The following is a 23006-nucleotide window of genomic DNA, read 5'->3' as shown; positions in this document are numbered from 1 at the left end:
ACGAGGCCCGCCCCATCATGCTGCTGAACGCCGACCAGGAAGCGATCCGCGACGCCGTGCGCGACTTCGCGCAGGCCGAACTCTGGCCCCATGCGCCGCGCTGGGATCGCGAGCACAGCTTCCCGAAAGAAGCCCATGCGGGCCTGGCGGCGCTCGGCGCCTACGGCATCTGCGTGCCCGAGGAGGACGGCGGCGCCGGCCTCGACTACGTGACGCTGGCGCTGGTGCTCGAGGAGATCGCGGCCGGCGACGGCGGCACCAGCACCGCGATCAGCGTGACCAACTGTCCGGTCAACGCGATCCTCATGCGCTACGGCAATGCCGAGCAGAAGAAGAAATGGCTGCAGTCGCTCGCACGCGGGCAGATGCTCGGCGCCTTCTGCCTGACCGAGCCGCAGGCCGGCAGCGATGCGTCGTCGCTGCGCACCACCGCGCGCAAGGATGGCGACGGCTGGGTGATCGACGGCGTCAAGCAATTCATCACCAGCGGCAGGAACGGGCAGGTCGCGATCGTCATCGCGGTCACCGACAAGGGCGCGGGCAAGCGCGGCATGAGCGCCTTCATCGTGCCGACCGACGCGCCGGGCTACCACGTCGCGCGGCTGGAAGACAAGCTGGGCCAGCATTCGAGCGACACCGCGCAGATCAATTTCGACGGCTGCCGCATCGCGGCCGGGAACCTGATCGGCCAGGAAGGCGAGGGCTACAAGATCGCGCTCGGCGCGCTGGAGGGCGGCCGCATCGGGATCGCCGCCCAGAGCGTGGGCATGGCGCGCAGCGCCTTCGACGTCGCACTGGCCTATGCCAAGGAGCGGCAGGCCTTCGGCGGCGCGATCTTCGACCAGCAGGCCGTGGGCTTTCGGCTGGCCGAGTGCGCGACGCAACTCGAAGCCGCGCGTCAGCTCATCTGGCATGCGGCGAGCCTGCGCGATGCGGGCCGGCCCTGCCTGAAGGAAGCCGCCATGGCCAAGCTCTTCGCCAGCGAGATGGCCGAGCGCGTGTGCAGCGCGGCGATCCAGACGCTCGGCGGCTATGGCTACGTGAACGATTTTCCGCTCGAACGCATCTACCGCGACGTGCGCGTGTGCCAGATCTACGAAGGCACCTCGGACATCCAGAAGCTGCTGATTCAGCGCGCGCTGGCCTGAGCGGCGGCGGGGGCGCTCTCAGGGTTTGTGCGAGGGTCTGCACAATGGAGGCTGAATCCCTCGCCATCCATCGATTGCCATGCCCTCACCGTCCACCAGCCCCGCCCGCGCCCCCTGTCCCTGCGGGCGCCGCGATCGGCGGGAGCTGCCGCTGGCTTACACCCAATGCTGCGGGCGCTACCTGGACGACTTCGATCAGACGCCGGCGCCGGATGCCGAGTCGTTGATGCGCTCGCGTTACACCGCCTTCGTGCGCGAACGGGCCGACTACCTGCTGGCGACCTGGCATGCGTCGACGCGGCCTGCCGCGGTCAGTTTCGAACCCGGCGTGAAATGGCTCGGCCTCGACCTGCGGTCCCGTTCGGTGCTGGATGCCGACCATGCCGAGGTCGAGTTCGTGGCGCGCCAGCGCAGCAGCGCCGGTGTCGCGAGCCGGCTGCACGAGCGCAGCCGTTTCGTGCGCGAGAACGACGGCACGCTCGACCGCTGGTATTACGTCGACGGCGATCTGCGCTGAAGGCCGCCGGCCGCCAAAAGCGGCGAGAGAATGGCCCGGGCCTTCGCTGCGTGCTACGACTTCGATAGCAGCCTGCCGTCGATTGTCTCTTTGGGTGACACAGAGCGATTCCTTTTGGCGTATTTATCTCGCGTCGAATTGCGCCCACACTTCGGGGCTCATGATGCAACCCGTCTCTCGTCCGTCGTGGAATGCGCTGGCCCTGCCGCTGCTGGCGCTGGCCCTGTGGGCTGCCGCGCCGGCCGCGCGCGCGGACGACGGCGTGCCGCTGGCGCGCTTCTCGACCAGCCAGGGCGCGCAGCCGCCCGAGCCGTGGCACTTCAGCGGCCTGCCGAACAAGACGCTCACGCACTTCGAAGTCGTGCAGCAGGACGGCCGGCGGGTGCTCAAGGTCGAGGCCGACCAGTCCTACGGCAACCTGGTGCATGCCACGCAAACACCGCTCGATGCCAGCACCACGCTGGCCTGGCGCTGGCGAGTGGACGAGTTCGTGGCCGGCGCCGACCTGCGCACGCGCGCCGGCGATGACGGCGCGGCCAAGCTCTGCGTCTTCTTCGACCTGCCGACCTCCAAGCTCTCGCTGGGCGAGCGCACCAGCCTCGCATTGGCGCGCCGCGCGACCGGCGAGGACGTTCCCAGCGAGGCCCTGTGCTACGTATGGGACAACAAGGAGCCCAAGGGCACGGAGCTCGCGAACGCCTTCACCAAGCGCATGCGCATGATCGTGCTGGAATCCGGCGCCGCGCCGACGCCGGGCGCCTGGGTGGGCGAAAGCCGCCATCTGCTGGCCGACTACCGGCGTGCCTTCGGCGACGAGGCCAGCGGTACGCTGCCCGACGTGGTCGCGGTGGCCGTCTCGGCCGACGCGGACAACACGCACGGCCATGGCCTGGCCTACTATTCCGACATCGACCTGCACAGCCCGGCGCCGGCCCACAACGCGGCGACGCGGCCGGCCGAGCACCCCTTGCAAGGGGAATAGAGCGCATCGACCATGAACGACTTCATCTCGCTCCTCGCCAACCAGGGTGCGCTCGTGGTGTTCGCCGCCACGCTGGCGACGCGGCTGGGCGCGCCGGTGCCGGCGGTGCCCTTCCTGATCGTGGCGGGCGGCTTGTCGGTGGGCGGACAGGTGTCCTTCGCCGCGGTCACGGGGGCCGCGGTGATCGGCAACATCCTCGGCGATGGCGTGTGGTTCCTCGCCGGGCGGCGCTGGGGCTACCGCGTGATGCGGCTGCTGTGCCGCATCTCGCTGTCGGCCGACACCTGCGTCAAGCGCAGTGAATCGATTCTCGGCCGCTGGGGCGGATGGTCGCTGATCGCCGCCAAGTTCGTGCCGGGCGTCTCGGTGATCGCGCCGCCGATGGCCGGCGCGCTGGGCATGTCGAACACGCGCTTCCTGTCCTACGAGACGGTGGCCGCGCTGATCTGGGCGCTGGGTTTTCTCGTCATCGGTCGGATCTTCCACGCCGCCATCCAGGACATCCTGGCGGTGCTGTCCGAGATCGGCATCGCGGCCTCGATCGCCTGCGGTCTGGCGCTGCTGGTCTTCGTCGCGTGGCGTTGGCGCGTGCGGCGGCTGGCGCTGCGGGCCGACGACATCGTGCACATCGGTGTGTTGGCGTTGCGCGAGGCGCTCGCTGCCGGCGCCGGTCCGACGGTGATCGACGTCCGTGCGCCGCAGGCGCGCGCGCTCGACCCGCGCGAGATCCCGGGCGCGCTGGCGATCGACCTCAACGAACTGCCGAAGCGCCTCGGCGCGTTCTCGGACGGCCGTGAGCTGGTCGTGTTCTGCGACTGTCCCGAGGACGCGTCCGCGATCGTCGCCGCGCGCCTGCTGATGGCCGCGGGCCTGCCGCGCGTGCGCGTGCTCGCCGGCGGACTCGACGCCTGGACGGCGATGGTCGTGGCCGGCGAGTCTGAAGAAGGGCCGATGAGCAACATGCCGGCCATCGCGGCACATTCCGCTTGATCGCTTCGGCGCGCGAGGCCTAGAATCGACCCTGCTCCGGGGTGCACGCAGTTGCGTACTGAGATGGCCAAATGGCCGAACCCGCGAACTTGATCTGGTTCATACCAGCGTAAGAAGAGCTGCGACTCCACGGCCCCCGTCCTCGAAGACCCTGTGCCGCCCCGGAGCGATCGCGGAGCACCCCGTTGTCCATCAACCCGGAGTGCCCCGCATGAACGCCATCGACAAGTTCGCATCCCTTCTCACGCTCACGCGCGAACCCTTTCCCGCCTCGACCAAGGCCCTCATCGAGGGCAGCCGGCCCGACCTGCGCGTGCCGGTGCGCGAGGTGCTGCTCACCAACGGCGAGCGCGTCTCGCTCTACGACACCTCGGGCCCGTACACCGATCCCGCTGCCGAGATCGACGTGCGCCGCGGCCTGGCCGGCGTGCGCGATGCGTGGATCGCCGAACGCAACGACACGGAAAGTTACGAAGGGCGCCTGCACCTCGCGCTCGACGACGGCGCCACCCATGCCGACCGCGACGCCCAGCGCATCGCCGAGCTGCGTGCCGGCGCCGCCGCGCTGCAGCGCACGCCGCGCCGCGCCAAGTCCGGCGCCAACGTCACCCAGATGCACTACGCGCGCCGCGGCATCGTGACCCCCGAGATGGAATACGTCGCGCTGCGCGAGAACGGCCGGCGCGAATGGATGGCTGCGTACATGGCCGATGCCGCGCGCGAGAAGCGCCTGGCCGGCAACCCGATGGGCGCCAGCATCCCGAAGATCATCACGCCCGAATTCGTGCGCGACGAGGTGGCGCGCGGGCGCGCGATCATCCCGGCCAACATCAACCATCCCGAAGTCGAGCCGATGGCCATCGGGCGCAACTTCAAGGTGAAGATCAACGCCAACATCGGCAACTCGGCCGTCACCTCGAGCATCGAGGAAGAGGTGGAGAAACTCGTGTGGGCGATCCGCTGGGGCGCCGACAACGTGATGGACCTCTCGACCGGCCGCAACATCCACACCACGCGCGACTGGATCGTGCGCAACAGCCCGGTGCCGATCGGCACCGTGCCGATCTACCAGGCGCTCGAGAAGGTCGGCGGCGTGGCCGAGGACCTCACCTGGGAGATCTACCGCGACACGCTGATCGAGCAAGCCGAGCAGGGCGTCGACTACTTCACCATCCACGCCGGCCTGCGCCTGCCCTTCATCCACCTGACGGCAGGCCGCCGCACCGGCATCGTCTCGCGCGGCGGCTCGATCATGGCCAAGTGGTGCATCACGCATCACAAGGAAAGCTTCCTCTACACGCACTTCGAGGACATCTGCGACATCATGAAGGCCTACGACGTGAGCTTCTCGCTCGGCGACGGCCTGCGTCCCGGCTGCGCCTCGGACGCCAACGACGAGGCGCAGTTCGCCGAGCTGCACACCCTGGGCGAACTCACGCAGATCGCGTGGAAGCACGACGTGCAGACCATGATCGAAGGCCCCGGCCACGTGCCCATGCACCTGATCCAGGCCAACATGGACGAGCAGCTCAAGACCTGCCACGAGGCGCCGTTCTACACGCTCGGCCCGCTGACCATCGACATCGCGCCCGGCTACGACCACATCGCCAGTGCCATCGGCGCCGCGATGATCGGCTGGGCCGGCACCGCGATGCTGTGCTACGTCACGCCCAAGGAACACCTGGGCCTGCCGGACCGCGACGACGTCAAGCAGGGCATCATCGCGTACAAGATCGCCGCCCATGCGGCCGACGTGGCCAAGGGCCATCCGGGTGCGCGTGCGCGCGACGATGCGCTGTCGCAGGCGCGCTTCGACTTCCGCTGGCAGGACCAGTTCAACCTCGGCCTCGACCCCGACACCGCGCGCGAATTCCACGATGAGACGCTGCCCAAAGACAGCAGCAAGGTGGCGCATTTCTGCTCGATGTGCGGTCCCAAGTTCTGCTCGATGAAGATCACGCAGGAGGTGCGTGACTTCGCTGCGCAGAAGGGCTTGGCCGAAGACGACGCGCTGGCGCTCGGCATGGCCGGCAAGTCGGCCGAGTTCAAGGCCCGCGGCGGCGAGATCTACATCCCGATCGCGTCCGGCACCGAGTAAGGCTGAGGAGGGGTTGGTACCATCGACGCATGATGCCCATCCCCTTCGACGCCGTGCTGTTCGACTGCGACGGCGTGCTGGTCGACTCCGAGCCGATCACCAACCGCGTGCTGGCCGACATGCTCGGCGAACTCGGCTGGCGCTTGAGCGTCGACGAGTGCATGCGAGTCTTCACCGGCAAGGCCGTGAAGGACGCGGACGCGCTGATCGAGGCCAAGACCGGCTTCGCGCTGACGCCCGAGTGGCTGAGCGAGTTCCGCGGCCGCCGCAATGAAGCGCTCGAGCGCGACCTGGTGGCGATTCCTCATGCGCCCGAGGCCGTGCGTGCGCTGCACGGCGCGCTCGACGGCCGCATCGCCTGCGCGTCCGGCGCCGACCGGCACAAGGTCGAGCTGCAGCTCGACAAGATCGGCATCCTCGACTGCTTCGCCGGCCGCATCTTCAGCGGCCACGAGATGCCGCGCTCCAAGCCGGCCCCCGACGTGTACCTGGCCGCGGCGGCTGCGCTGGGCGTCGCGCCGGCGCGCTGCGCGGTCGTCGAGGACACGGTGACGGGTGCGGTGGCGGGCATCGCTGCCGGCGCGACGGTGTTCGGTTACAGCCCGGGCAACCTCGGGCACAGCGATCCGCAGGCGCTGCTCGGCGTCGGCGTGGCCCAGGTGTTCAGTGACATGACGCAGCTGCCGGCGCTGCTGGCCGCATGGCGTTTTGCCGCGACGGCCTGAGTTCCGAAGCGGGGTCCGTTCAGCGGGCGTTGCCGTGCATGGCGGCCTTCGCCATGGTGGCGAGCGACTGGGTCATGGCCTTGGCCCGGGTCGACCACATGTTGGCGATCAGTTCACCGGCGTTCTCGATCACCGAGGGATGGCTGCGCGAGCGGCCGGAGGTGGCGACGAACTCGATGAGCGCAGCGTATTCGGAGGTGTCGGTGTCGGGAACTTGCATGGGTCGATCGTAGGGCCGGAACGGGGTGAATATCCGCGCAGAAGGCTTAGGCCGAAGGCGTTAGCTCACACTTTTTCACGAACGGCCCAGCCTGCGAGCTTAAAGCCTCCGGACGATCGTGGCCATGTCAAAAAGGTACAGCGGCTGTTTGTACGTCGAAGTTCTTACGTGATGCCACCCGCGCGCCGGAACGCACCGGGCGTCATGCCGGCCCAGGCGCGAAAGGCGCGCGAAAAGCTCTTCTCGTTGCGGAATCCGACCGCCAGGGCGATCTGCTTGATCGGCCGATCGGTGCGCCGCAGCTGTTCCGCGGCCTGCTCGTGGCGCACCTCGTCCTTCAGGGCCTGCAGCGAGCTGCCCTCCTCGAGCAATTGGCGGTGCAGCGTGCGGCTGGACAGGTTCAGCATCGCCGCCAGCGATGCCGCATTGGCCATCTCGCCGCCACGCATGCGCAGCAACTCGCGCACGCGCTGGCCGAGCAGCCGGTCGCGGCGGTACTGCAGCACCGTGAGCGGGAGCGCGCGCCGCAGCATCGTGCGCAGCGCGCGTTCGTCGCGCTGCAGCGGCAATGCGAGATAGCGCTCGTCGAAGCTGTAGCTCGCCCGTGCGGCGCCGAAGTGCAGCGTGCCGCCGAACATCAGCGGATAGGCGTCCTGGTGCGGCGGCGCCTCGAAGGGAAAGGCGGCGGCGCGCAGCGAGACGCGCGAATCGATGACCCAGCACGCGTACCCGTGCAGGAAGCGCAGATTGGAGACCAGGCAGAACTCGCGGAACGCACCGAGCGCGCGATGCTCGGTGATCGACACCGTCGCCACGCCGCCCGCCACCTTGAGGTCGAGCACGATGTCGTCCGTGAGCAGCCGCAGATGCCGGCACCAGCGCTTGATCGCGACGCCCAGGTCGGGTGAGCTCAGCGAGGCGCGGCACAGCATGCCGTAGCTGCCCCAGGGCAGGCGGCGCGAGAACCAGCCGAGCGCCTCGTCGTCGAGCTGCTGCATCGCGTGGCCCGACAGCGCCTCGAACTGCGCCGCCGTCACGCGCGCCTGCGGTCGCGCCAGATCGCGCGGCGCGATATGTGCCCGTGCCAGGGCCTCGGAGGGATCGAGGCCGTAGCGCTCGTAGCCCCCCACGATCGCTCGCACGAAGGCCATCGGTGTGGCTGCACGGCCGGCCGGGCGCAGCAGCGACGAGGGCATGGAGGAAGGCAGAGTCGACGGCACGATATGCAACCATTGTGGCGCCAAATGCAACGGCACACGGCGTAAGCTGCGGCTTTCGCGCCAACACCGGCCTGCCACTCAGGAGACAACCCATGCACGATCCCGGCCTGAATTTCGACCTGGGCGACACCGTCGACGCGCTGCGCGACGCGATCCAGGATTTCGCCGCCAACGAGATCGCGCCGCGCGCGGCCGACATCGACCGCGACAACCTGTTTCCGCCCGACCTCTGGAAGAAGCTTGGCGAACTCGGCCTGCACGGCATGACGGTGAAGGAAGAATTCGGCGGCACCGGGCTCGGCTACCTTGCGCACATCGTGGCGATGGAGGAAGTCTCGCGCGCCTCGGCCTCGGTCGGCTTGTCGTACGGCGCGCACTCCAACCTGTGCGTCAACCAGATCCACCGCAACGGCAGCGAGGCGCAGAAGACGAAATACCTGCCCCGGCTGGTCAGCGGCGAGCACGTCGGCGCCCTGGCCATGAGCGAGCCCAACGCCGGCTCCGACGTGGTCAGCATGAAGCTGCGCGCCGAGAGGAAGGGCGACCGCTACGTGCTCAACGGCGGCAAGATGTGGATCACCAACGGCGGCGATGCCGACACGCTCGTGATCTACGCCAAGACCGAGCCCGAGATGGGTGCCCGCGGCATGACGGCCTTCATCGTCGAGAAGGGCTTCGCGGGCTTCTCGGCCGGCACCAAGCTCGACAAGCTCGGCATGCGCGGCTCCAACACCTACCCGCTCTACTTCGACAACTGCGAGGTGCCGGAAGAAAACGTGCTCGGCGGCGAAGGTGCCGGCGCCAAGGTGTTGATGAGCGGCCTCGACTACGAGCGCGCGGTGCTCTCGGGCGGGCCGCTGGGCATCATGGCCGCCTGCATGGACGCGGTGCTGCCCTTCGTCCACGAGCGCAAGCAGTTCGGCCAGAGCATCGGCGAGTTCCAGCTGATGCAGGGCAAGCTGGCCGACATGTACTCGACCTGGCAGGCCACGCGCGCCTACGTCTACGCGGTCGGCAAAGCCTGCGACCGCAAGGACCATGCGCGCACCTTCCGCAAGGACGCCGCGGGCGCCATCCTCTATTCGGCCGAGAAGGCGACATGGATGGCCGGCGAGGCGGTCCAGGCGCTGGGCGGCGTGGGCTATACCAAGGACTTTCCGGTCGAGCGCCTGTGGCGCGATGCCAAGCTCTACGAGATCGGCGCCGGCACCAGCGAGATCCGGCGCATGCTGATCGGTCGTGAGTTGTTCGCAGAGACGGCGTAGAAAGCGGGCTTGACCGGATCAAGGAGACAAACATGCACCTCACCCAAAGCATCGCCCAGGGCGCCACCGACGTCCCGCTGATCGAACAGACCCTCGGCGTTTTCTTCGACAACATGGCGGCGCGCCAGGGCGAGCACGAGGCGCTGGTCAGCGTGCACGAGGGCCAGCGCTACAGCTATCTCGCGCTGCGGCGCGAAGCCGACCGGCTGGCCAGCGCGCTGCTCGGCCTGGGCCTCGTGGCGGGCGACCGGGTCGGCATCTGGTCGCACAACAACGCGCCCTGGGTGCTGATGCAGATCGCCACCGCCAAGGTCGGCATCATCCTGGTCAACATCAACCCGGCCTACCGCACCTCGGAGCTCGAGTACGCGCTCAACAAGGTCGCGTGCAAGGCGCTGGTCACGATGAAGAGCTTCAAGACCAGCGACTACGTCGGCATGCTGCGCGAACTCGCCCCCGAACTGGCGAGCGCGAAGCCCGGCGAACTGCATGCCGCGCGCCTGCCGCATCTGCGCACCGTGGCCTGGATTGACAAGGCCGGCGAGGGCGAGGAACTGCCGGGCCTGCTGCGCTTCTCGGCGCTGCGCGAGACGGGCCGCGCCGACGATCCGCGCATCGCCGCGATCGCGAAGACGCTGAAGGCCACCGACCCGATCAACATCCAGTTCACCAGCGGCACCACCGGCTTCCCCAAGGGCGCCACGCTCACGCACCGCAACATCCTCAACAACGGCTTCTTCATCGGCGAATGCATGAAGCTCGGGCCGGACGACCGGCTCTGCATTCCGGTGCCGCTCTACCACTGCTTCGGCATGGTGCTCGGCAACCTGGCCTGCCTGACGCACGGCGCGACCATCGTCTACCCGAACGACGGTTTCGATCCGCTCACCGTGATGCAGACCGTGCAGGCCGAGAAGTGCACCGGCCTGCACGGCGTGCCGACCATGTTCATCGCCGAGCTCGATCATCCGCGCTTCAAGGAGTTCGACTTCGGCAGCCTGCGCACCGGCATCATGGCCGGCTCGCCGTGCCCGATCGAGGTCATGAAGCGCGTCGTCGACCAGATGCACCTCGGCGAGATCACCATCGCCTACGGCATGACCGAGACCAGCCCGGTCAGCTGCCAGAGTTCGACCGACACGCCGCTCGACCGGCGTGTCTCGACCGTGGGCACCGTGCAGCCGCACCTCGAGGTGAAGATCATCGACCCGGAGACGCGCGCGATCGTCGCGCCGGGCGTCTCGGGCGAGCTCTGTACGCGCGGCTACTCGGTGATGCACGGCTACTGGGGCGACGAGGAGAAGACCCGCGAGGCCATCGACGCCGAGGGCTGGATGCACACCGGCGACCTCGCCACCATGGACGCCGAGGGCTACGTCAACATCGTCGGCCGCATCAAGGACCTCGTGATCCGCGGCGGCGAGAACATCTACCCGCGCGAGATCGAGGAGTTCCTCTATCGCCATCCGAAGGTGCAGGACGTCCAGGTGGTCGGCCTGCCTGACCGCAAGTACGGCGAAGAGCTGTGCGCCTGGATCATCGCCAAGCCCGGCCAGACCCCGACCGCCGACGAAGTGCGCGACTTCTGCAAGGGGCAGATCGCGCACTACAAGGTGCCGAAGTACATCGAGTTCGTCAGCGAATTCCCGATGACCGTCACCGGCAAGATCCAGAAGTTCAAGATCCGCGATGCGATGAAAAGCAAGCTCGCTCTTGGTGAAGAAAAGACTGCATGACCCGACTGGAAACCAAACTCAACGCCCGCTCCGCGGAGTTCCAGGCCAACGCGACGGCCATGCGTGCGCTGGTCGATGACCTGCATGCGCAGTTCGCCAAGGTCGAGGCCGGCGGCGGCGAGGCCGCGCGCAGCAAGCACACCGCACGCGGCAAACTGCTGCCGCGCGATCGCGTGGCGCAGCTGCTCGACCCCGGCACGCCCTTTCTCGAGGTCGCTCCGCTCGCGGCCCACGCGATGTACCACGGTGCCGCACCCGGCGCGGGCCTGATCGTCGGCATCGGCCGCGTCAGCGGCGTCGACTGCATGATCGTCTGCAACGACGCGACGGTGAAGGGCGGCACCTACTACCCGATGACGGTCAAGAAGCATCTGCGCGCGCAGGAGATCGCCGAGCAGAACCGCCTGCCCTGCATCTACCTCGTGGACTCGGGCGGCGCCAACCTGCCGAACCAGGACGAGGTCTTTCCCGATCGGGATCACTTCGGCCGCATCTTCTACAACCAGGCGCAGATGAGCGCGCAGGGCATCGCGCAGATCGCCGTGGTCATGGGCTCGTGCACGGCCGGCGGCGCCTACGTGCCGGCGATGAGCGACGAGTCGATCATCGTCAAGAACCAGGGCACCATCTTTCTCGGCGGCCCGCCGCTGGTGAAGGCGGCCACCGGCGAGGTCGTCACGGCCGAGGACCTCGGCGGTGGCGACGTCCATACGCGGCTTTCGGGCGTGGCCGATCACCTGGCGCAGAACGACCTGCACGCGCTGGCGCTCGCGCGCTCGGCCATCGCCCACCTCAACGCCCACGAAGGCGCGCCCGCGGCGCCCGCGACCCCCCTTGTGCGCACGCCGGCCTTCGCCGCCGAGGAGCTCTACGGCGTGATCCCGACCGACACGCGCAAGCCCTTCGACGTGCGCGAGATCATCGCCCGCATCGTCGATGCCAGCGAGTTCCACGAGTTCAAGGCGCGCTTCGGCAGCACGCTGGTCTGCGGCTTCGCCGAGATCGAGGGCATGCCGGTCGGCATCGTCGCCAACAACGGCATCCTGTTTTCCGAATCGGCCCAGAAGGGCGCGCACTTCATCGAGCTGTGCTGCCAGCGCAAAATTGCGCTCGTGTTCCTGCAGAACATCACCGGCTTCATGGTCGGGCGCAAGTACGAGAACGAAGGCATCGCGCGCCACGGCGCCAAGATGGTGACGGCCGTGGCCACCGCCAACGTGCCCAAGTTCACCATCATCATCGGCGGCAGCTTCGGCGCCGGCAATTACGGCATGTGCGGCCGCGCCTACTCGCCGCGCTTCCTCTGGATGTGGCCGAACGCGCGCATCAGCGTGATGGGCGGCGAGCAGGCCGCGAGCGTGCTGGCCACCGTCAAGCGCGACGGCATCGAAGGCAAGGGCGGGCAATGGAGCGCCGAAGAAGAAGAAGCCTTCAAGTCGCCGATCCGCCAGCAGTACGAGGCCCAGGGCCACCCCTACTACGCCACCGCGCGGCTGTGGGACGACGGCATTATCGATCCGGCCGACACGCGCCGCGTGCTCGCGCTCGGCCTGGCCGCCGCGCGCAACGCGCCGATCCCCGAGCCGAAGTTCGGCATCTTCCGGATGTGAGGTGGCCGCCATGTCGCTCGCCAACTACTTCGCCAGCCTGGGCCGCTACCACGTGTGGGCAACGCAGAAGCTGATCGCGTCGAACCTGAGCGGCCTGTCCGACGAGGACTGGCATCGCGACTGCGGGCTCTTCTTTCATTCGGTGCACAACACGGTGAATCACCTGCTGGTGACCGACACCATCTGGTTCGCGCGTTTCGCCGAAGGCAAGTCGCTGCGCATGCCGCTCGACACCGTGCTGCATGCGCAGCGCGCCGACGTGTGCAACGCCCTCGCCACGGCCGTCACGCGCTGGAGCCCCTGGCTTTCGACGCTGCCGCCCGAGCGCTTCGACGGCGAGCTGGCCTACACGCGCAACAACGGCGACGAGGTCCGCATCCCGTTCGCGCCCGCGCTCGGCCATGTGTTCAACCACGCGACCCATCACCGCGGCCAGCTGACGGCTGCGCTGACCGCGATGGTCCAGCCCGGGCCGGTACTCGACTGGGTCTATCTGCTGCAACAAGAGGCGCGTTCTTCATGAGCACTTCCTTCACCACGCTTCAACTCGCGATCGAGGGCGCCGTCGCGCGCATCTGGCTCGACCGGCCGGAATCGCGCAATGCCTTCGATGAGGTCGTCATCCGCGAACTCGGCGAGGCCTTCGCCGAAGCGAGCGCCTCGGCAGACGTGCGGGTCATCGTGCTCGGCGCCAACGGCCCGGCCTTCTGCGCCGGCGCCAACCTCCACTGGATGCGCCGCGCGGCCGACTTCACGCATGAGGAAAACCTCGCCGACGCGGGCGCGCTCGCGGCCATGCTGCGCGCGATCCATGAATGCCCGAAGCCCGTGATCGCGCGCGTGCAGGGCGACGTCTATGCCGGCGGCATGGGCCTCGTTGCCGCCTGCGACATCGCGGTGAGCGCCGACACGGCGTGGTACTGCCTGAGCGAAGTCAAGATCGGCCTGGTTCCCGCGACCATCAGCCCCTACGTGCTGCGCGCGATGGGCACGCGCGCGGCGCAGCGCTGGTTCCTGACCGCGGAGCGCTTCAGCGCGGCCGAGGCGCATCGCATCGGCTTCGTGCACGAGGTGGTCGCGGCCGATGCACTCGATGCCAAGGTGGCCGAACTCGTCAAGGCCTTCACGGGCGCGAGTCCGGCCGCGGTGCAGGCCTGCAAGCGGCTGATCGCCGACGTGGCGGGTGCCGAGATCGACGATGCGCTGATCGCGAAGACGGTGCAGGGCATCGCCGACATCCGTGCCAGCGACGAGGGCAGAGAAGGCGTGCAAGCCTTTCTGCAAAAGCGCAAACCCTCCTGGCTGGTGCGCTGAGCCTGGACGCGCATGGACACGCTCGACACACCGCAACTCCTCGCACTGGCCGCCGCCGTCGGCTGGGCCAGCGGCGTGCGGCTCTACCTGGTCGTGCTGCTGACCGGCCTGGCCGGCTACTTCGGCTGGGTGCCGCTGCCGCACGGCCTGCAGCTGCTGGCGCATCCGGTGGTGATCGCGGCGAGCGGCTTCATGGTCTTCGTCGAGTTCTTCGCCGACAAGATCCCGGGCCTCGATTCGCTGTGGGACATGGTGCACACCGCGATCCGCATTCCGGCCGGCGCGGCGCTCGCAGCCAGCGTGTTCGGCACCGACCACGCGGTGATGGCGCTGGTGGCCGCGCTGCTCGGCGGCGGTTTCGCGGCCACGGCGCATGCGGCCAAGGCCACCACGCGCGCGGCCATCAACACCTCGCCCGAGCCCTTCAGCAACGTCGGCGCCTCGCTGGTGGAGGACGGCATGGTGCCGGCCGGGCTGTGGCTCGCGGTCGCGCATCCGCTGGTCTTCGGCGTGCTCTTCATCGCCGTGCTGGCGCTCAGCGTGTGGCTGATCCGAAAGAGCTGGCGTTTCCTCCGCTCGCTGTTCAGCCGCGTCGCGCGCATCTTCAGCGGGCGGCCCGATCCCGGCGTCGTGCCGGCATTCCAATTCAAGAAGAACACCCCTGGGGACTCATCGAATGTTTGACAAGATCCTGATTGCGAATCGCGGGGAGATTGCCTGCCGCGTGGCTGCCACGGCCCGGCGCATGGCCATCCGCACGGTGGCCGTGTATTCCGACGCCGACGCCTATGCCAACCACGTGCGGGCCTGCGACGAAGCCGTCCACCTTGGCGGCAGCGCGCCCAAGGACAGCTACCTGCGCTGGGACAAGATCCTCGAAGCCGCCAAGGCCACAGGCGCGCAGGCGGTGCACCCGGGCTACGGCTTTCTGAGCGAGAACGAGGAGTTCGCGCGCGCCTGCGCCGAGGCGGGCCTGGTCTTCATCGGCCCGCCGCCTTCCGCCATCAAGGCCATGGGGCTGAAGGCCGAGTCCAAGCAACTGATGGAGAAGGCCGGCGTGCCGCTGGTGCCCGGCTACCACGGCAGCGACCAGGACCCGGCGCTGCTGCAGCGCGAAGCCGACCGCATCGGCTACCCGGTGCTGATCAAGGCCAGTGCCGGCGGCGGCGGCAAGGGCATGCGCGTGGTCGAGAAGTCGGCCGACTTCGCGGCCGCGCTGGCTTCGTGCCAGCGCGAGGCGATCAACAGCTTCGGCGACGACGCGGTGCTGATCGAGAAGTATGTGCAGCGTCCGCGCCATATCGAGATCCAGGTCTTCGGCGACACGCAGGGCCACTGCGTCTACCTGTTCGAGCGCGACTGCTCGGTGCAGCGGCGCCACCAGAAAGTGCTGGAAGAAGCGCCGGCGCCGGGCATGACCGAGGCGATGCGCAAGCGGATGGGCGAGGCCGCCGTCGCCGCGGCGCGCGCGGTGAACTACGTCGGCGCGGGCACGGTGGAGTTCATCGTCGAGCAGCGCGAAGGCGGCGAGATGAACTTCTTCTTCATGGAGATGAACACGCGCCTGCAGGTCGAGCATCCGGTCACCGAGGCCATCACCGGCCTCGATCTCGTCGAGTGGCAATTGCGCGTGGCCTCGGGCGAGCCCCTGCCGCTCACGCAGGACCAGCTGCAGATCCACGGCCATGCGATCGAGGCGCGCATCTGCGCCGAGAACCCCGACAAGAACTTCCTGCCCGCCACCGGCACCCTGCGCGTCTACCGCAAGCCGCAGGCCACGGCCTTCCAGCGCAGCCGCGTGCGCATCGACGACGGCGTGCGCGAGGGCGGCGTGATCTCGCCCTTCTACGACTCGATGATCGCCAAGCTGATCGTGCACGGCGCGACCCGCGAGGAGGCGCTGGCGCGGCTCGATCTCGCACTGGCGCAGACGCACATCGTCGGCGTCGCGACCAACGTGCAGTTCCTGCGCGGCGTGCTGCGCACCGATTCCTTTGCTCATGCGAAGCTCGACACCGCGCTGATCGAGCGCGAGCGCGCGGTGCTGTTCGACCAGGAGCCGCTCGGCCTGCCGCTCGCGGCCGCGGCCTCGGTGGCGCACACGCTGCTCGGCGAGGGGTCGAGCGCCTCGGCCGATCCCTTCAGCCGGCGCGACGGCTGGCAGTCGCACGGCGTCGCGCTGCGCCCGTTCGAATTCGAGTTCCGCGGCGAAACGCAGGCCGCCATGCTGAGCTACCTGCACGACGGCACGCTGGCGCTGCAGGTGGGCGGCGTGTCCGGGCCGCTGGTGATCGGCCGCTTCCCTTCGGGCGACATCGAGGTGCAGTTCAACGGGCAGCGCCGCACGCTGAGCGTCTACCAGGAACAGGCGACGGCGCATGTGTTCGCGGCCGAGGGCGCGACGAAGATCGTCGCCATCGATCGCCTCGCCCATGCGGGCGAGACGCAGGCCGAAGGCGGGCGCCTCACCGCGCCGATGCCAGGCAAGGTGGTGTCCTTCGCGGTCAAGGCCGGCGACAAGGTCCGCCGCGGCCAGCCGCTGGCCGTGATGGAAGCGATGAAGATGGAACACACCATCGCGGCACCGGCCGACGGCACCGTGGAAGAACTGCTCTACGCGCCGGGCGACCAGGTGACCGAGGGCGCGGAGTTGCTGCGCATCGCCGCTTAAGCTCGGGGGCATGACGATTTCATCGACCTCTTCCGTGCCGCCTGTGCCGTCTTCTGCCGACGGGATCTCCTACCCTCATCTGCGCATTGCCGTCTGCTTGTCCGAACTCAAGCCGGAACCCTGGGTCGACGGCCTGCGCCGTGCACTGCCCGGTGCCGACGTGCGGGCCTGGACGCCGGGCGCGCCGCCGGTCGACCACGCGGTGGTCTGGATGCCGCCGCAGCAGTTGCTCGACGAGCAGCCGCAGTTGCGCGGGCTGTTCAACATCGGCGCGGGCGTGGATGCGCTGACGCGGCTCCGGCTGCCGCCGCGGACGCAGCTGGTGCGTCTCGAAGATGGTGGCATGGCGGTGCAGATGGCCGAGTATGTGTGCCACGCGCTGATCCGCCATTTCCGCGAGTTCGACGTCTACGAGGCCGACGCGCGCGAAGGCCGCTGGAGCTATCGCAAGCCGCGCGAGCGCGGAGATTTCGCGGTCGGCGTGATGGGCCTGGGCGTGCTCGGCGAGCGGGTGGCGCGCGCGGTTGCACAGTTCGATTTTCCGGTCAATGGCTGGAGCCGCTCGGGCAAGGCGATCGATGGCGTGCGGGGCTTCGTTGGCGACGACGGTTTCGATGCCTTTCTCGGCGCCAGCCGCGTGCTGGTGAACCTGCTGCCGCTGACCGAGGCGACGCGCGGCATCCTGAACCGGCGCAATCTTTCCTTGCTCCACGGCGGGCAGCCGGGCGGCTATCTTGTCAACGTGGCGCGCGGCGGCCATCTGGCGGAAGCCGATCTGGTGCCGCTGCTCGACAGCGGGCAGCTGGCGGGTGCGACGCTCGACGTGTTCGAGGTCGAGCCGCTGCCGCCGGCGCACGCGTTCTGGCGCCATCCGAAAATCACAGTGACGCCGCATGGTTCGGCGCGCACCGAGCGCGAGACGAGCATCGCGCAGATCGCCGGCAAGATCCGCGCACTGGAGCGCGGTGAACCCATCGGCGGTGTGGTCGACCACAACCGTGGATACTGAACTCGCACAGGAATCTGGAAGGCTGGTCATGAAATATCCCTCCAAAGTCAAGATCGTCGACGTGGGCCCACGCGATGGCTTGCAGAACGAGAAGCAGCCGGTGTCGGCCGAGATCAAGATCGGCCTCGTGCACCGGCTGCAAGATGCGGGGGTGCGCGAGATCGAGGTGACGAGCTTCGTCTCGCCCAAGTGGGTGCCGCAGATGGCCGACAACGCCGAGGTCATGCACGGCATCCACCGCAAGACCGGCGTGCGCTACTCGGTGCTGACGCCCAACATGAAAGGCTTCGAGGCCGCCATCGCCGCGCCGCGCGAGGAATGGCCCGACGAGATCGTGGTGTTCGCCGCCGCCAGCGAGGCCTTCAGCCAGCGCAACATCAACTGCTCGATCGCCGAAAGCATCGAGCGCTTCCGGCCGGTGGTGGCGGCCGCGCGCGACCAGGGCATCTACGTGCGCGGCGCGATGTCCTGCGCCGTGGGCTGTCCCTACGAAGGCGAAGTCGCGCCCGCGCGCGTCGACATGCTGGCCGGCCTCATGAAAGACATCGGTGTGCAGCACGTGGGCATGGCCGACACCATCGGCGTAGGCACCCCGGTCAAGGTGCAGCGTGCGCTGGAAGCGACCTTGAAGCACTTCGGCATCGACGACATCTCGGGCCACTACCACGACACCTACGGCCAGGCGCTGGGCAACACGCTCGCGAGCCTGGCGATGGGCGTGTGGCAGTTCGACACCTCGGCGGCCGGGCTCGGCGGCTGCCCGTACGCGAAAGGCGCGACCGGCAATGTGGCCACCGAGGACGTGGTCTACATGCTGCACGGGATGGGCATCGAGACCGGCATCGACCTGGACCGGTTGATCGACGCGGGCGTGTACATCAGCGAAGCGCTGGGCCGCGAACCGAACTCGCGGGCGTCGAAGGCGTTGCGCACGAAGCGCGAGGGCTGAGACGATGTGCGGTGCCGAATTGACCTCGCTGCCCGACGGCGTGCAGCGCGTCGCGCGCCTGCTGCAGGACAAGGGCCATCCCCATGCGCCGCAGATGCTCGACGACGCCGCGCGCACCGCACAGCAGGCGGCCGATGCGCTCGGCATCGAACTCGGCCAGATCGCCAAGAGCATCGTGTTCCGCCGCAAGGCCGACGACGTGGCGGTGCTGGTCGTGACTTCGGGCGACCGGCGCGTCGACGAGAAGAAGGTTGAGGCGCTGGTCGGCAAGCTGGGCCGCGCCGATGCCGAATTCGTCAAGCGCACGACCGGCTTTTCGATCGGCGGCGTCTCGCCCTTCGCGCATGCGCTGGCGCCGGTCATGCTGATCGACCGCGAGCTGTTCCGCTTCGAGGATGTCTGGGCCGCGGCCGGCCATCCGCATGCGGTGGTGCGGCTCTCCCCACACGATCTCGAAGGCCTGACCGGCGCGCCGGTCGCGGACGTGGTGTGAGCACCGGCCTCACGCCCGAACTCGCGTCGCGCGCGGCCGTCGCGCGGATGCTGCCGAACGATCTGCCGTCGCCGTGCATCTCGATCTGCCGCATGCACCGGCCCAGCGGTTTTTGCACCGGCTGCCTGCGCACCATCGACGAGATCGCCGGCTGGAGCCGCATGGACGATGCGACCAAGCGCAGGGTCTGGCGCGCCATCGAGCTGCGCGCCGAGGCCGATCTGCTGACACTCGACGATCAGGACGCATCGCCATGAAGCACATCACCTTCCATCTCGACTTCATCTCGCCTTACGCCTTGCTCGCGTTCGAGCATCTTCCGGACGCGCTCGAGGGCCTGAGCTACAGCGTGAGCTACAAGCCGCTGCTGCTCGGCGCGCTGCTCAAGCACCACGGCCAGCTCGGGCCGGCCGAGATTCCGGCGAAGCGGACCTGGACCTATCGCCACGTGCTGTGGCTGGGCCATGCGCACGGCATCCCGATCGAGATGCCGGCCTCGCATCCCTACAACCCGCTGCCGCACCTGCGCCTCGCGCTGGCGACGACGCCGGACGGGACGATCAGCCGCTGGGTCGCGGAGACGATCTTTCGCGAGATCTGGCGCGGCGGCGCCGAGGCCGGCGATGCGGCCCGGCTCGCGGCGCTCGCAGCCAGGCTGCCGCAGGTGCGCGATGCCAATGGCGAAGAGGTCAAGGCCCAGTTGCGCGCCAACACCGACGCGGCCATCGCACAAGGCGTGTTCGGCGTGCCGGCGTACGAGGTCGACGGCGACCTGTTCTGGGGCTTCGACGGCCTCGGCATGCTGCGCGCGCGGCTCGCGGACGACGCGTGGTTCGCAGGTCCGCAATGGACCGCCGTCGACCAGCGGCCGGCACTGCTGCGCAGCAGCAAAACCTGAGTTTTTCTGCCAGCTGAAACAGACCCTCCGGGTTTCACCCTAAGTTGTCAGCGCCGATTCAGTTTGGCGAAAGGATCGGGTCAGTCGCCGCCTCAAGAATGCGTCACGGTCCCTTTCCGTGGGCCGACACTTCTGAGGAGACGACGCAATGGCAGCCACACTGGATTCGCGCGGAGCGCCCACGAGCGCGCCCCGGCCCATGAGCCGGGAGGAGAAGAAGGTCATCTTCGCCTCCTCCCTCGGCACCGTGTTCGAGTGGTACGACTTCTATCTCTACGGCTCGCTGGCGGGGATCATCGCCAAGCAGTTCTTCAGCGGCCTGGATGCGGGAGCGGCCTTCATCTTCGCGCTGCTGGCCTTCGCGGCCGGCTTCCTGGTGCGGCCCTTCGGCGCCATCGTGTTCGGCCGGCTGGGCGACATGATCGGGCGCAAGTACACCTTTCTGGTGACCATCCTGATCATGGGCCTGTCGACCTTCATCGTCGGCCTGTTGCCCAGCTACGGGACCATTGGCGTCGCGGCGCCCGTGATCCTGATCGCGCTGCGCATGCTGCAGGGCCTGGCGCTCGGCGGCGAGTACGGCGGTGCCGCCACCTACGTGGCCGAGCACTCGCCCTTCGGCAAGCGCGGCGCCTACACCTCGTGGATCCAGACCACCGCCACGCTCGGCCTGTTCCTGAGCCTGCTGGTGATTCTGGGGGTGCGCGAAGGCGTCGGCGAGGCGGCGTTCAACGACTGGGCCTGGCGCATTCCGTTCCTGGTGTCGATCTTCCTGCTCGCCATCTCGGTGTGGATCCGGCTGTCGCTGTCCGAGTCGCCGGCCTTCCAGAAGATGAAGGCCGAGGGCAAGACCTCGAAGGCGCCGCTGTCCGAGTCCTTCGGCCAATGGAAGAACCTCAAGATCGTGATCCTGGCGCTGGTCGGCCTCACAGCCGGGCAGGCCGTGGTCTGGTACACGGGCCAGTTCTATGCGCTGTTCTTCCTCACGGCGCAGCTCAAGGTCGATGCGACCACGGCCAACCTGATGATCGCCGCGGCGCTCGCGCTCGGCACGCCCTTCTTCGTGATCTTCGGCACGCTGTCGGACAAGATCGGCCGCAAGCCGATCATCATGGCCGGCTGCCTGCTGGCGGTGGTGACCTACTTTCCGGTCTTCAAGATGCTGACCGAGGCCGCCAATCCCGACCTCGCCAAGGCCCAGGCCACGGCCGGCGTGACGGTGACGGCCGATCCCAAGTCCTGCTCCTTCCAGGGCAACCCGGTGGCGCGCGAGATCGACTTCAAGAGCTCGTGCGACATCGCCAAGCGCTACCTGGTGCAGAACTCGGTGAGCTACAACAACATTGACGGCGCGCCGGGCTCCAAGGCCGTGGTCAAGATCGGCGACAAGACGGTCGAGGCGCCGGTCGGCAACGTGGTCAACCTCAAGTTCGACGAGGCTTCGGCCAAGGACATCGCCGCCTTCAAGAAGGGCGTGGGCGACGACCTGAAGGCGGCCGGCTATCCGAGCAAGGCCGACCCCGCGAAGATGAACAAGTTCATGTCGGTGCTGATGCTGTTCTGGCTGGTGCTGCTGGTGACGATGGTCTATGGCCCGATCGCGGCGATGCTGGTCGAGTTGTTCCCCACGCGCATCCGCTACACCTCCATGAGCCTGCCGTACCACATCGGCAACGGCTGGTTCGGCGGCCTGCTGCCCACCACCGCCTTCGCGATCGTGGCGACCACCGGGAACATGTACAACGGGCTCTGGTATCCGATCATCATTGCGGCAGTGACACTCGTCGTGGGCACCCTTTTCATCCGCGAAACCAAGGACGTAGACATCTACGCCAACGACTGACTTCGCGTCGACCCTAGTACCAGAAACACCGCGGAGCCGGCTCCGCCGGGCCGCTGGTGTTGCCCCCGGTAGGGGGTTGGCGAAGCGACACGAAGTGCGCGAAGACTGGGGGCGAGCCTATCTCTTGAATTTGCCTTGGCTGATGATGGAGAGGTCGGCGAAATCGATGCCGGCGTGGCTCTGGGGCGAATAGTGCACCTCCAGTCCGCCGAGGTCGTAGTCGTGCATGGTCTCGAGCGCAGCGAGCACCTTGGCGCGTGTCGGCTTCGGGCCGGCACGGCGCAGCGCTTCGACCAGCACCTTGGCCGCGGCGAAGCCCTCGAGCACGGCCGGTGACAGCTCGGTCTGGCCCTTGGCCTGCGCGAGCGCGAGGGCTTCGTGGACCATCGGCTGGCCGATCAGGTGCTCGTTGGGGAACACCTGGGTCACGATCACGCCGCTGCTCGCATCGCCCAGCTGCTTGATGAAACCCGACGAGGCATTGTTGGACAGCGTGACGACCTGCGCCGCCGAGCCCGCGGCGCGCAAGGCCTTGACGCCGTCGGCCACCACCTGGCTGGCGCCGAACCACAACACCGCCTGGGCGTCGGCGCCGGTGATCTTCGGCACGATGCTCGCGTAGTCGGGTTTCTCGCGGTCCGCCGCCACGACCGCGGCCGGCTTCTGCCTGGCCTTGTCGAAGCCCGTCATGGCGCCCGCGAGCGCATCCTTGCCGAAGGAGTCGGCCGCGTGCACCACGACGATCCGCGTCAGGCCGATGGTGACCAGGTGCTGGACCGCTTTCTCGGCTTCGCTCTGGTAGGTCGCGCGCACGTTGAACACGTGTTTCTGCAGCGGCTTGTACAGCACCATGGCGCCGGTCGATGGCCCGATCAGCGCCACGCCATACTTGTCGAGCCAGGGGATCATGGCCTGGGTGTTCGGCGTGCCGCGGCTCAGGAACAGCGCGACCACCTTCTTGTCCTCGATCAGCACGCGCGCGTTCTCGCCGGCGCGCCGGGCGTCGAAGGCATCGTCGATGCGGACCATCTCGATCTTTTCGCCGTTGATGCCGCCCTTGGCGTTCGCCGCGTCGATGACCAGCTGGGCGCCGCTGTTGGCTTCGTTCAAGGGAGCGGCGGTGGGGCCGGTCATGCCGGCCGTCTGGCCGATGAGGATCTGGGCTGATGTGCTCAGGGTGGCGAGGGCCAGCAGGAGGGCCGCGCAGGCGCGGATCCCCCATGTTCGGGTATGTTTTTTCATTTGAATTCCGGGATGTGACAGCAAACGCGTCTATTTGTGTCTGCCGCGATACGTGTTGCCATCGGTGGAAACCCCT

22 protein-coding genes and 1 riboswitch are annotated in these 23006 nt (G+C 68.2%); of the genes, 19 read left to right on the top strand and 3 right to left on the bottom strand.

What is annotated here, in order from left to right; all coding sequences use genetic code 11:
- The first annotated feature begins 17 nt into the window (after positions 1-17).
- From WDLP6_RS23445 to WDLP6_RS23420, 6 genes are all read left to right on the top strand, one after another.
- A complete protein-coding gene (locus WDLP6_RS23445) occupies positions 18-1148 on the top strand; it encodes an acyl-CoA dehydrogenase family protein (RefSeq protein ID WP_162594282.1) in 1131 nt (376 codons plus the stop codon).
- 79 nt (positions 1149-1227) lie between these two features.
- Entirely contained in the window at positions 1228-1665 is a 438-nt protein-coding gene (locus WDLP6_RS23440; protein ID WP_162569496.1) for a YchJ family protein, read from the top strand.
- A 160-nt stretch (positions 1666-1825) separates the two neighbouring features.
- Positions 1826-2647 carry a DUF3047 domain-containing protein gene (locus tag WDLP6_RS23435; RefSeq protein ID WP_162594281.1) on the top strand — a complete coding sequence of 274 codons (822 nt, stop codon included), beginning with the start codon at positions 1826-1828 and terminating at the stop codon, positions 2645-2647.
- 12 nt (positions 2648-2659) lie between these two features.
- Positions 2660-3637 carry a VTT domain-containing protein gene (locus tag WDLP6_RS23430; protein WP_162594280.1) on the top strand — a complete coding sequence of 326 codons (978 nt, stop codon included), beginning with the start codon at positions 2660-2662 and terminating at the stop codon, positions 3635-3637.
- 27 nt (positions 3638-3664) lie between these two features.
- A riboswitch (TPP riboswitch) is annotated at positions 3665-3770 on the top strand.
- Between the two features lie 78 nt (positions 3771-3848).
- Positions 3849-5735 carry a phosphomethylpyrimidine synthase ThiC gene (thiC, locus tag WDLP6_RS23425; protein WP_162594279.1) on the top strand — a complete coding sequence of 629 codons (1887 nt, stop codon included), beginning with the start codon at positions 3849-3851 and terminating at the stop codon, positions 5733-5735.
- 29 nt (positions 5736-5764) lie between these two features.
- Positions 5765-6460 (top strand): HAD family hydrolase, encoded by a 696-nt coding sequence (locus WDLP6_RS23420; protein ID WP_162594278.1) that lies wholly within the window; start codon positions 5765-5767, stop codon positions 6458-6460.
- Between the two features lie 19 nt (positions 6461-6479).
- Here WDLP6_RS23420 and WDLP6_RS23415 read toward each other — a convergent pair whose 3' ends face one another.
- Together WDLP6_RS23415 and WDLP6_RS23410 are read right to left on the bottom strand one after the other, a co-directional pair.
- Positions 6480-6680, bottom strand: coding sequence for a hypothetical protein (locus tag WDLP6_RS23415; protein WP_162594277.1), 201 nt, complete (start codon positions 6678-6680; stop codon positions 6480-6482).
- A 164-nt stretch (positions 6681-6844) separates the two neighbouring features.
- Positions 6845-7876, bottom strand: coding sequence for an AraC family transcriptional regulator (locus WDLP6_RS23410; RefSeq protein ID WP_162594276.1), 1032 nt, complete (start codon positions 7874-7876; stop codon positions 6845-6847).
- Positions 7877-7992: 116 nt separating this feature from the next.
- Here WDLP6_RS23410 and WDLP6_RS23405 point away from each other — a divergent pair, with 116 nt between their 5' ends.
- The 13 genes from WDLP6_RS23405 (at position 7993) to WDLP6_RS23345 (ending at position 21688) form a co-directional block, all read left to right on the top strand.
- A complete protein-coding gene (locus WDLP6_RS23405; RefSeq protein WP_162594275.1) occupies positions 7993-9165 on the top strand; it encodes an isovaleryl-CoA dehydrogenase in 1173 nt (390 codons plus the stop codon).
- 32 nt (positions 9166-9197) lie between these two features.
- Positions 9198-10901, top strand: a complete 1704-nt coding sequence (locus WDLP6_RS23400; RefSeq protein WP_162594274.1) for an AMP-binding protein — start codon at positions 9198-9200, stop codon at positions 10899-10901.
- The gene (locus WDLP6_RS23395) at positions 10898-12511 is read left to right on the top strand and encodes a carboxyl transferase domain-containing protein (RefSeq protein WP_162594273.1); all 1614 of its coding nucleotides are present in this window, start codon (positions 10898-10900) and stop codon (positions 12509-12511) included. The genes WDLP6_RS23400 and WDLP6_RS23395 overlap by 4 nt, the downstream gene beginning before the upstream one ends.
- A 10-nt stretch (positions 12512-12521) precedes the next feature.
- Positions 12522-13034 carry a DinB family protein gene (locus tag WDLP6_RS23390; protein ID WP_162594272.1) on the top strand — a complete coding sequence of 171 codons (513 nt, stop codon included), beginning with the start codon at positions 12522-12524 and terminating at the stop codon, positions 13032-13034.
- Positions 13031-13825 carry an enoyl-CoA hydratase/isomerase family protein gene (locus WDLP6_RS23385; protein ID WP_162594271.1) on the top strand — a complete coding sequence of 265 codons (795 nt, stop codon included), beginning with the start codon at positions 13031-13033 and terminating at the stop codon, positions 13823-13825. Before WDLP6_RS23390 ends, WDLP6_RS23385 begins: the two co-directional genes overlap by 4 nt.
- A gap of 12 nt (positions 13826-13837) precedes the next feature.
- Positions 13838-14509, top strand: coding sequence for a DUF4126 domain-containing protein (locus tag WDLP6_RS23380; protein ID WP_162594270.1), 672 nt, complete (start codon positions 13838-13840; stop codon positions 14507-14509).
- Positions 14502-16496: an acetyl-CoA carboxylase biotin carboxylase subunit gene (locus WDLP6_RS23375; RefSeq protein ID WP_162594269.1), complete on the top strand. Its 1995-nt coding sequence runs from the start codon at positions 14502-14504 to the stop codon at positions 16494-16496. Before WDLP6_RS23380 ends, WDLP6_RS23375 begins: the two co-directional genes overlap by 8 nt.
- 79 nt (positions 16497-16575) lie before the next feature.
- Positions 16576-17505 (top strand): 2-hydroxyacid dehydrogenase, encoded by a 930-nt coding sequence (locus WDLP6_RS23370; RefSeq protein ID WP_162595227.1) that lies wholly within the window; start codon positions 16576-16578, stop codon positions 17503-17505.
- Between the two features lie 28 nt (positions 17506-17533).
- Positions 17534-18454, top strand: coding sequence for a hydroxymethylglutaryl-CoA lyase (locus WDLP6_RS23365; protein ID WP_162594268.1), 921 nt, complete (start codon positions 17534-17536; stop codon positions 18452-18454).
- 4 nt (positions 18455-18458) lie between these two features.
- Positions 18459-18947 carry a YbaK/EbsC family protein gene (locus tag WDLP6_RS23360; RefSeq protein ID WP_162569481.1) on the top strand — a complete coding sequence of 163 codons (489 nt, stop codon included), beginning with the start codon at positions 18459-18461 and terminating at the stop codon, positions 18945-18947.
- Positions 18948-18994: 47 nt separating this feature from the next.
- On the top strand, positions 18995-19204 hold the full coding sequence (locus WDLP6_RS23355; RefSeq protein ID WP_162595226.1) for a DUF1289 domain-containing protein: 210 nt from the start codon (positions 18995-18997) through the stop codon (positions 19202-19204).
- A complete protein-coding gene (locus tag WDLP6_RS23350) occupies positions 19201-19845 on the top strand; it encodes a 2-hydroxychromene-2-carboxylate isomerase (RefSeq protein WP_162594267.1) in 645 nt (214 codons plus the stop codon). The genes WDLP6_RS23355 and WDLP6_RS23350 overlap by 4 nt, the downstream gene beginning before the upstream one ends.
- A gap of 148 nt (positions 19846-19993) precedes the next feature.
- Positions 19994-21688, top strand: coding sequence for an MFS transporter (locus WDLP6_RS23345; RefSeq protein ID WP_162594266.1), 1695 nt, complete (start codon positions 19994-19996; stop codon positions 21686-21688).
- 117 nt (positions 21689-21805) lie between these two features.
- Here the strand turns inward: WDLP6_RS23345 and WDLP6_RS23340 are convergent, their stop codons facing one another.
- Complete coding sequence (locus WDLP6_RS23340; protein WP_162594265.1) at positions 21806-22930, bottom strand: ABC transporter substrate-binding protein; 1125 nt, start codon at positions 22928-22930, stop codon at positions 21806-21808.
- Positions 22931-23006 lie beyond the last annotated feature (76 nt).

Source organism: Variovorax sp. PBL-E5, assembly GCF_901827185.1.
GTDB lineage: Bacteria > Pseudomonadota > Gammaproteobacteria > Burkholderiales > Burkholderiaceae_C > Variovorax.
The sequence above is the reverse complement of the archived record's forward strand: the minus strand, read 5'-3'. Positions and strand labels throughout refer to the sequence as shown.

Bases quoted from the DNA above. Each gene is read 5' to 3' on its own strand.
- WDLP6_RS23445 (WP_162594282.1), top strand. From the start codon at position 18: ATGCTGCTGAACGCCGACCAGGAAGCGATCCGCGACGCCGTGCGCGAC.
- WDLP6_RS23440 (WP_162569496.1), top strand. From the start codon at position 1,228: ATGCCCTCACCGTCCACCAGCCCCGCCCGCGCCCCCTGTCCCTGCGGG.
- WDLP6_RS23435 (WP_162594281.1), top strand. From the start codon at position 1,826: ATGATGCAACCCGTCTCTCGTCCGTCGTGGAATGCGCTGGCCCTGCCG.
- WDLP6_RS23430 (WP_162594280.1), top strand. From the start codon at position 2,660: ATGAACGACTTCATCTCGCTCCTCGCCAACCAGGGTGCGCTCGTGGTG.
- thiC (WP_162594279.1), top strand. From the start codon at position 3,849: ATGAACGCCATCGACAAGTTCGCATCCCTTCTCACGCTCACGCGCGAA.
- WDLP6_RS23420 (WP_162594278.1), top strand. From the start codon at position 5,765: ATGATGCCCATCCCCTTCGACGCCGTGCTGTTCGACTGCGACGGCGTG.
- WDLP6_RS23415 (WP_162594277.1), bottom strand. From the start codon at position 6,680: ATGCAAGTTCCCGACACCGACACCTCCGAATACGCTGCGCTCATCGAG.
- WDLP6_RS23410 (WP_162594276.1), bottom strand. From the start codon at position 7,876: ATGCCCTCGTCGCTGCTGCGCCCGGCCGGCCGTGCAGCCACACCGATG.
- WDLP6_RS23405 (WP_162594275.1), top strand. From the start codon at position 7,993: ATGCACGATCCCGGCCTGAATTTCGACCTGGGCGACACCGTCGACGCG.
- WDLP6_RS23400 (WP_162594274.1), top strand. From the start codon at position 9,198: ATGCACCTCACCCAAAGCATCGCCCAGGGCGCCACCGACGTCCCGCTG.
- WDLP6_RS23395 (WP_162594273.1), top strand. From the start codon at position 10,898: ATGACCCGACTGGAAACCAAACTCAACGCCCGCTCCGCGGAGTTCCAG.
- WDLP6_RS23390 (WP_162594272.1), top strand. From the start codon at position 12,522: ATGTCGCTCGCCAACTACTTCGCCAGCCTGGGCCGCTACCACGTGTGG.
- WDLP6_RS23385 (WP_162594271.1), top strand. From the start codon at position 13,031: ATGAGCACTTCCTTCACCACGCTTCAACTCGCGATCGAGGGCGCCGTC.
- WDLP6_RS23380 (WP_162594270.1), top strand. From the start codon at position 13,838: ATGGACACGCTCGACACACCGCAACTCCTCGCACTGGCCGCCGCCGTC.
- WDLP6_RS23375 (WP_162594269.1), top strand. From the start codon at position 14,502: ATGTTTGACAAGATCCTGATTGCGAATCGCGGGGAGATTGCCTGCCGC.
- WDLP6_RS23365 (WP_162594268.1), top strand. From the start codon at position 17,534: ATGAAATATCCCTCCAAAGTCAAGATCGTCGACGTGGGCCCACGCGAT.
- WDLP6_RS23360 (WP_162569481.1), top strand. From the start codon at position 18,459: ATGTGCGGTGCCGAATTGACCTCGCTGCCCGACGGCGTGCAGCGCGTC.
- WDLP6_RS23355 (WP_162595226.1), top strand. From the start codon at position 18,995: ATGCTGCCGAACGATCTGCCGTCGCCGTGCATCTCGATCTGCCGCATG.
- WDLP6_RS23350 (WP_162594267.1), top strand. From the start codon at position 19,201: ATGAAGCACATCACCTTCCATCTCGACTTCATCTCGCCTTACGCCTTG.
- WDLP6_RS23345 (WP_162594266.1), top strand. From the start codon at position 19,994: ATGGCAGCCACACTGGATTCGCGCGGAGCGCCCACGAGCGCGCCCCGG.
- WDLP6_RS23340 (WP_162594265.1), bottom strand. From the start codon at position 22,930: ATGAAAAAACATACCCGAACATGGGGGATCCGCGCCTGCGCGGCCCTC.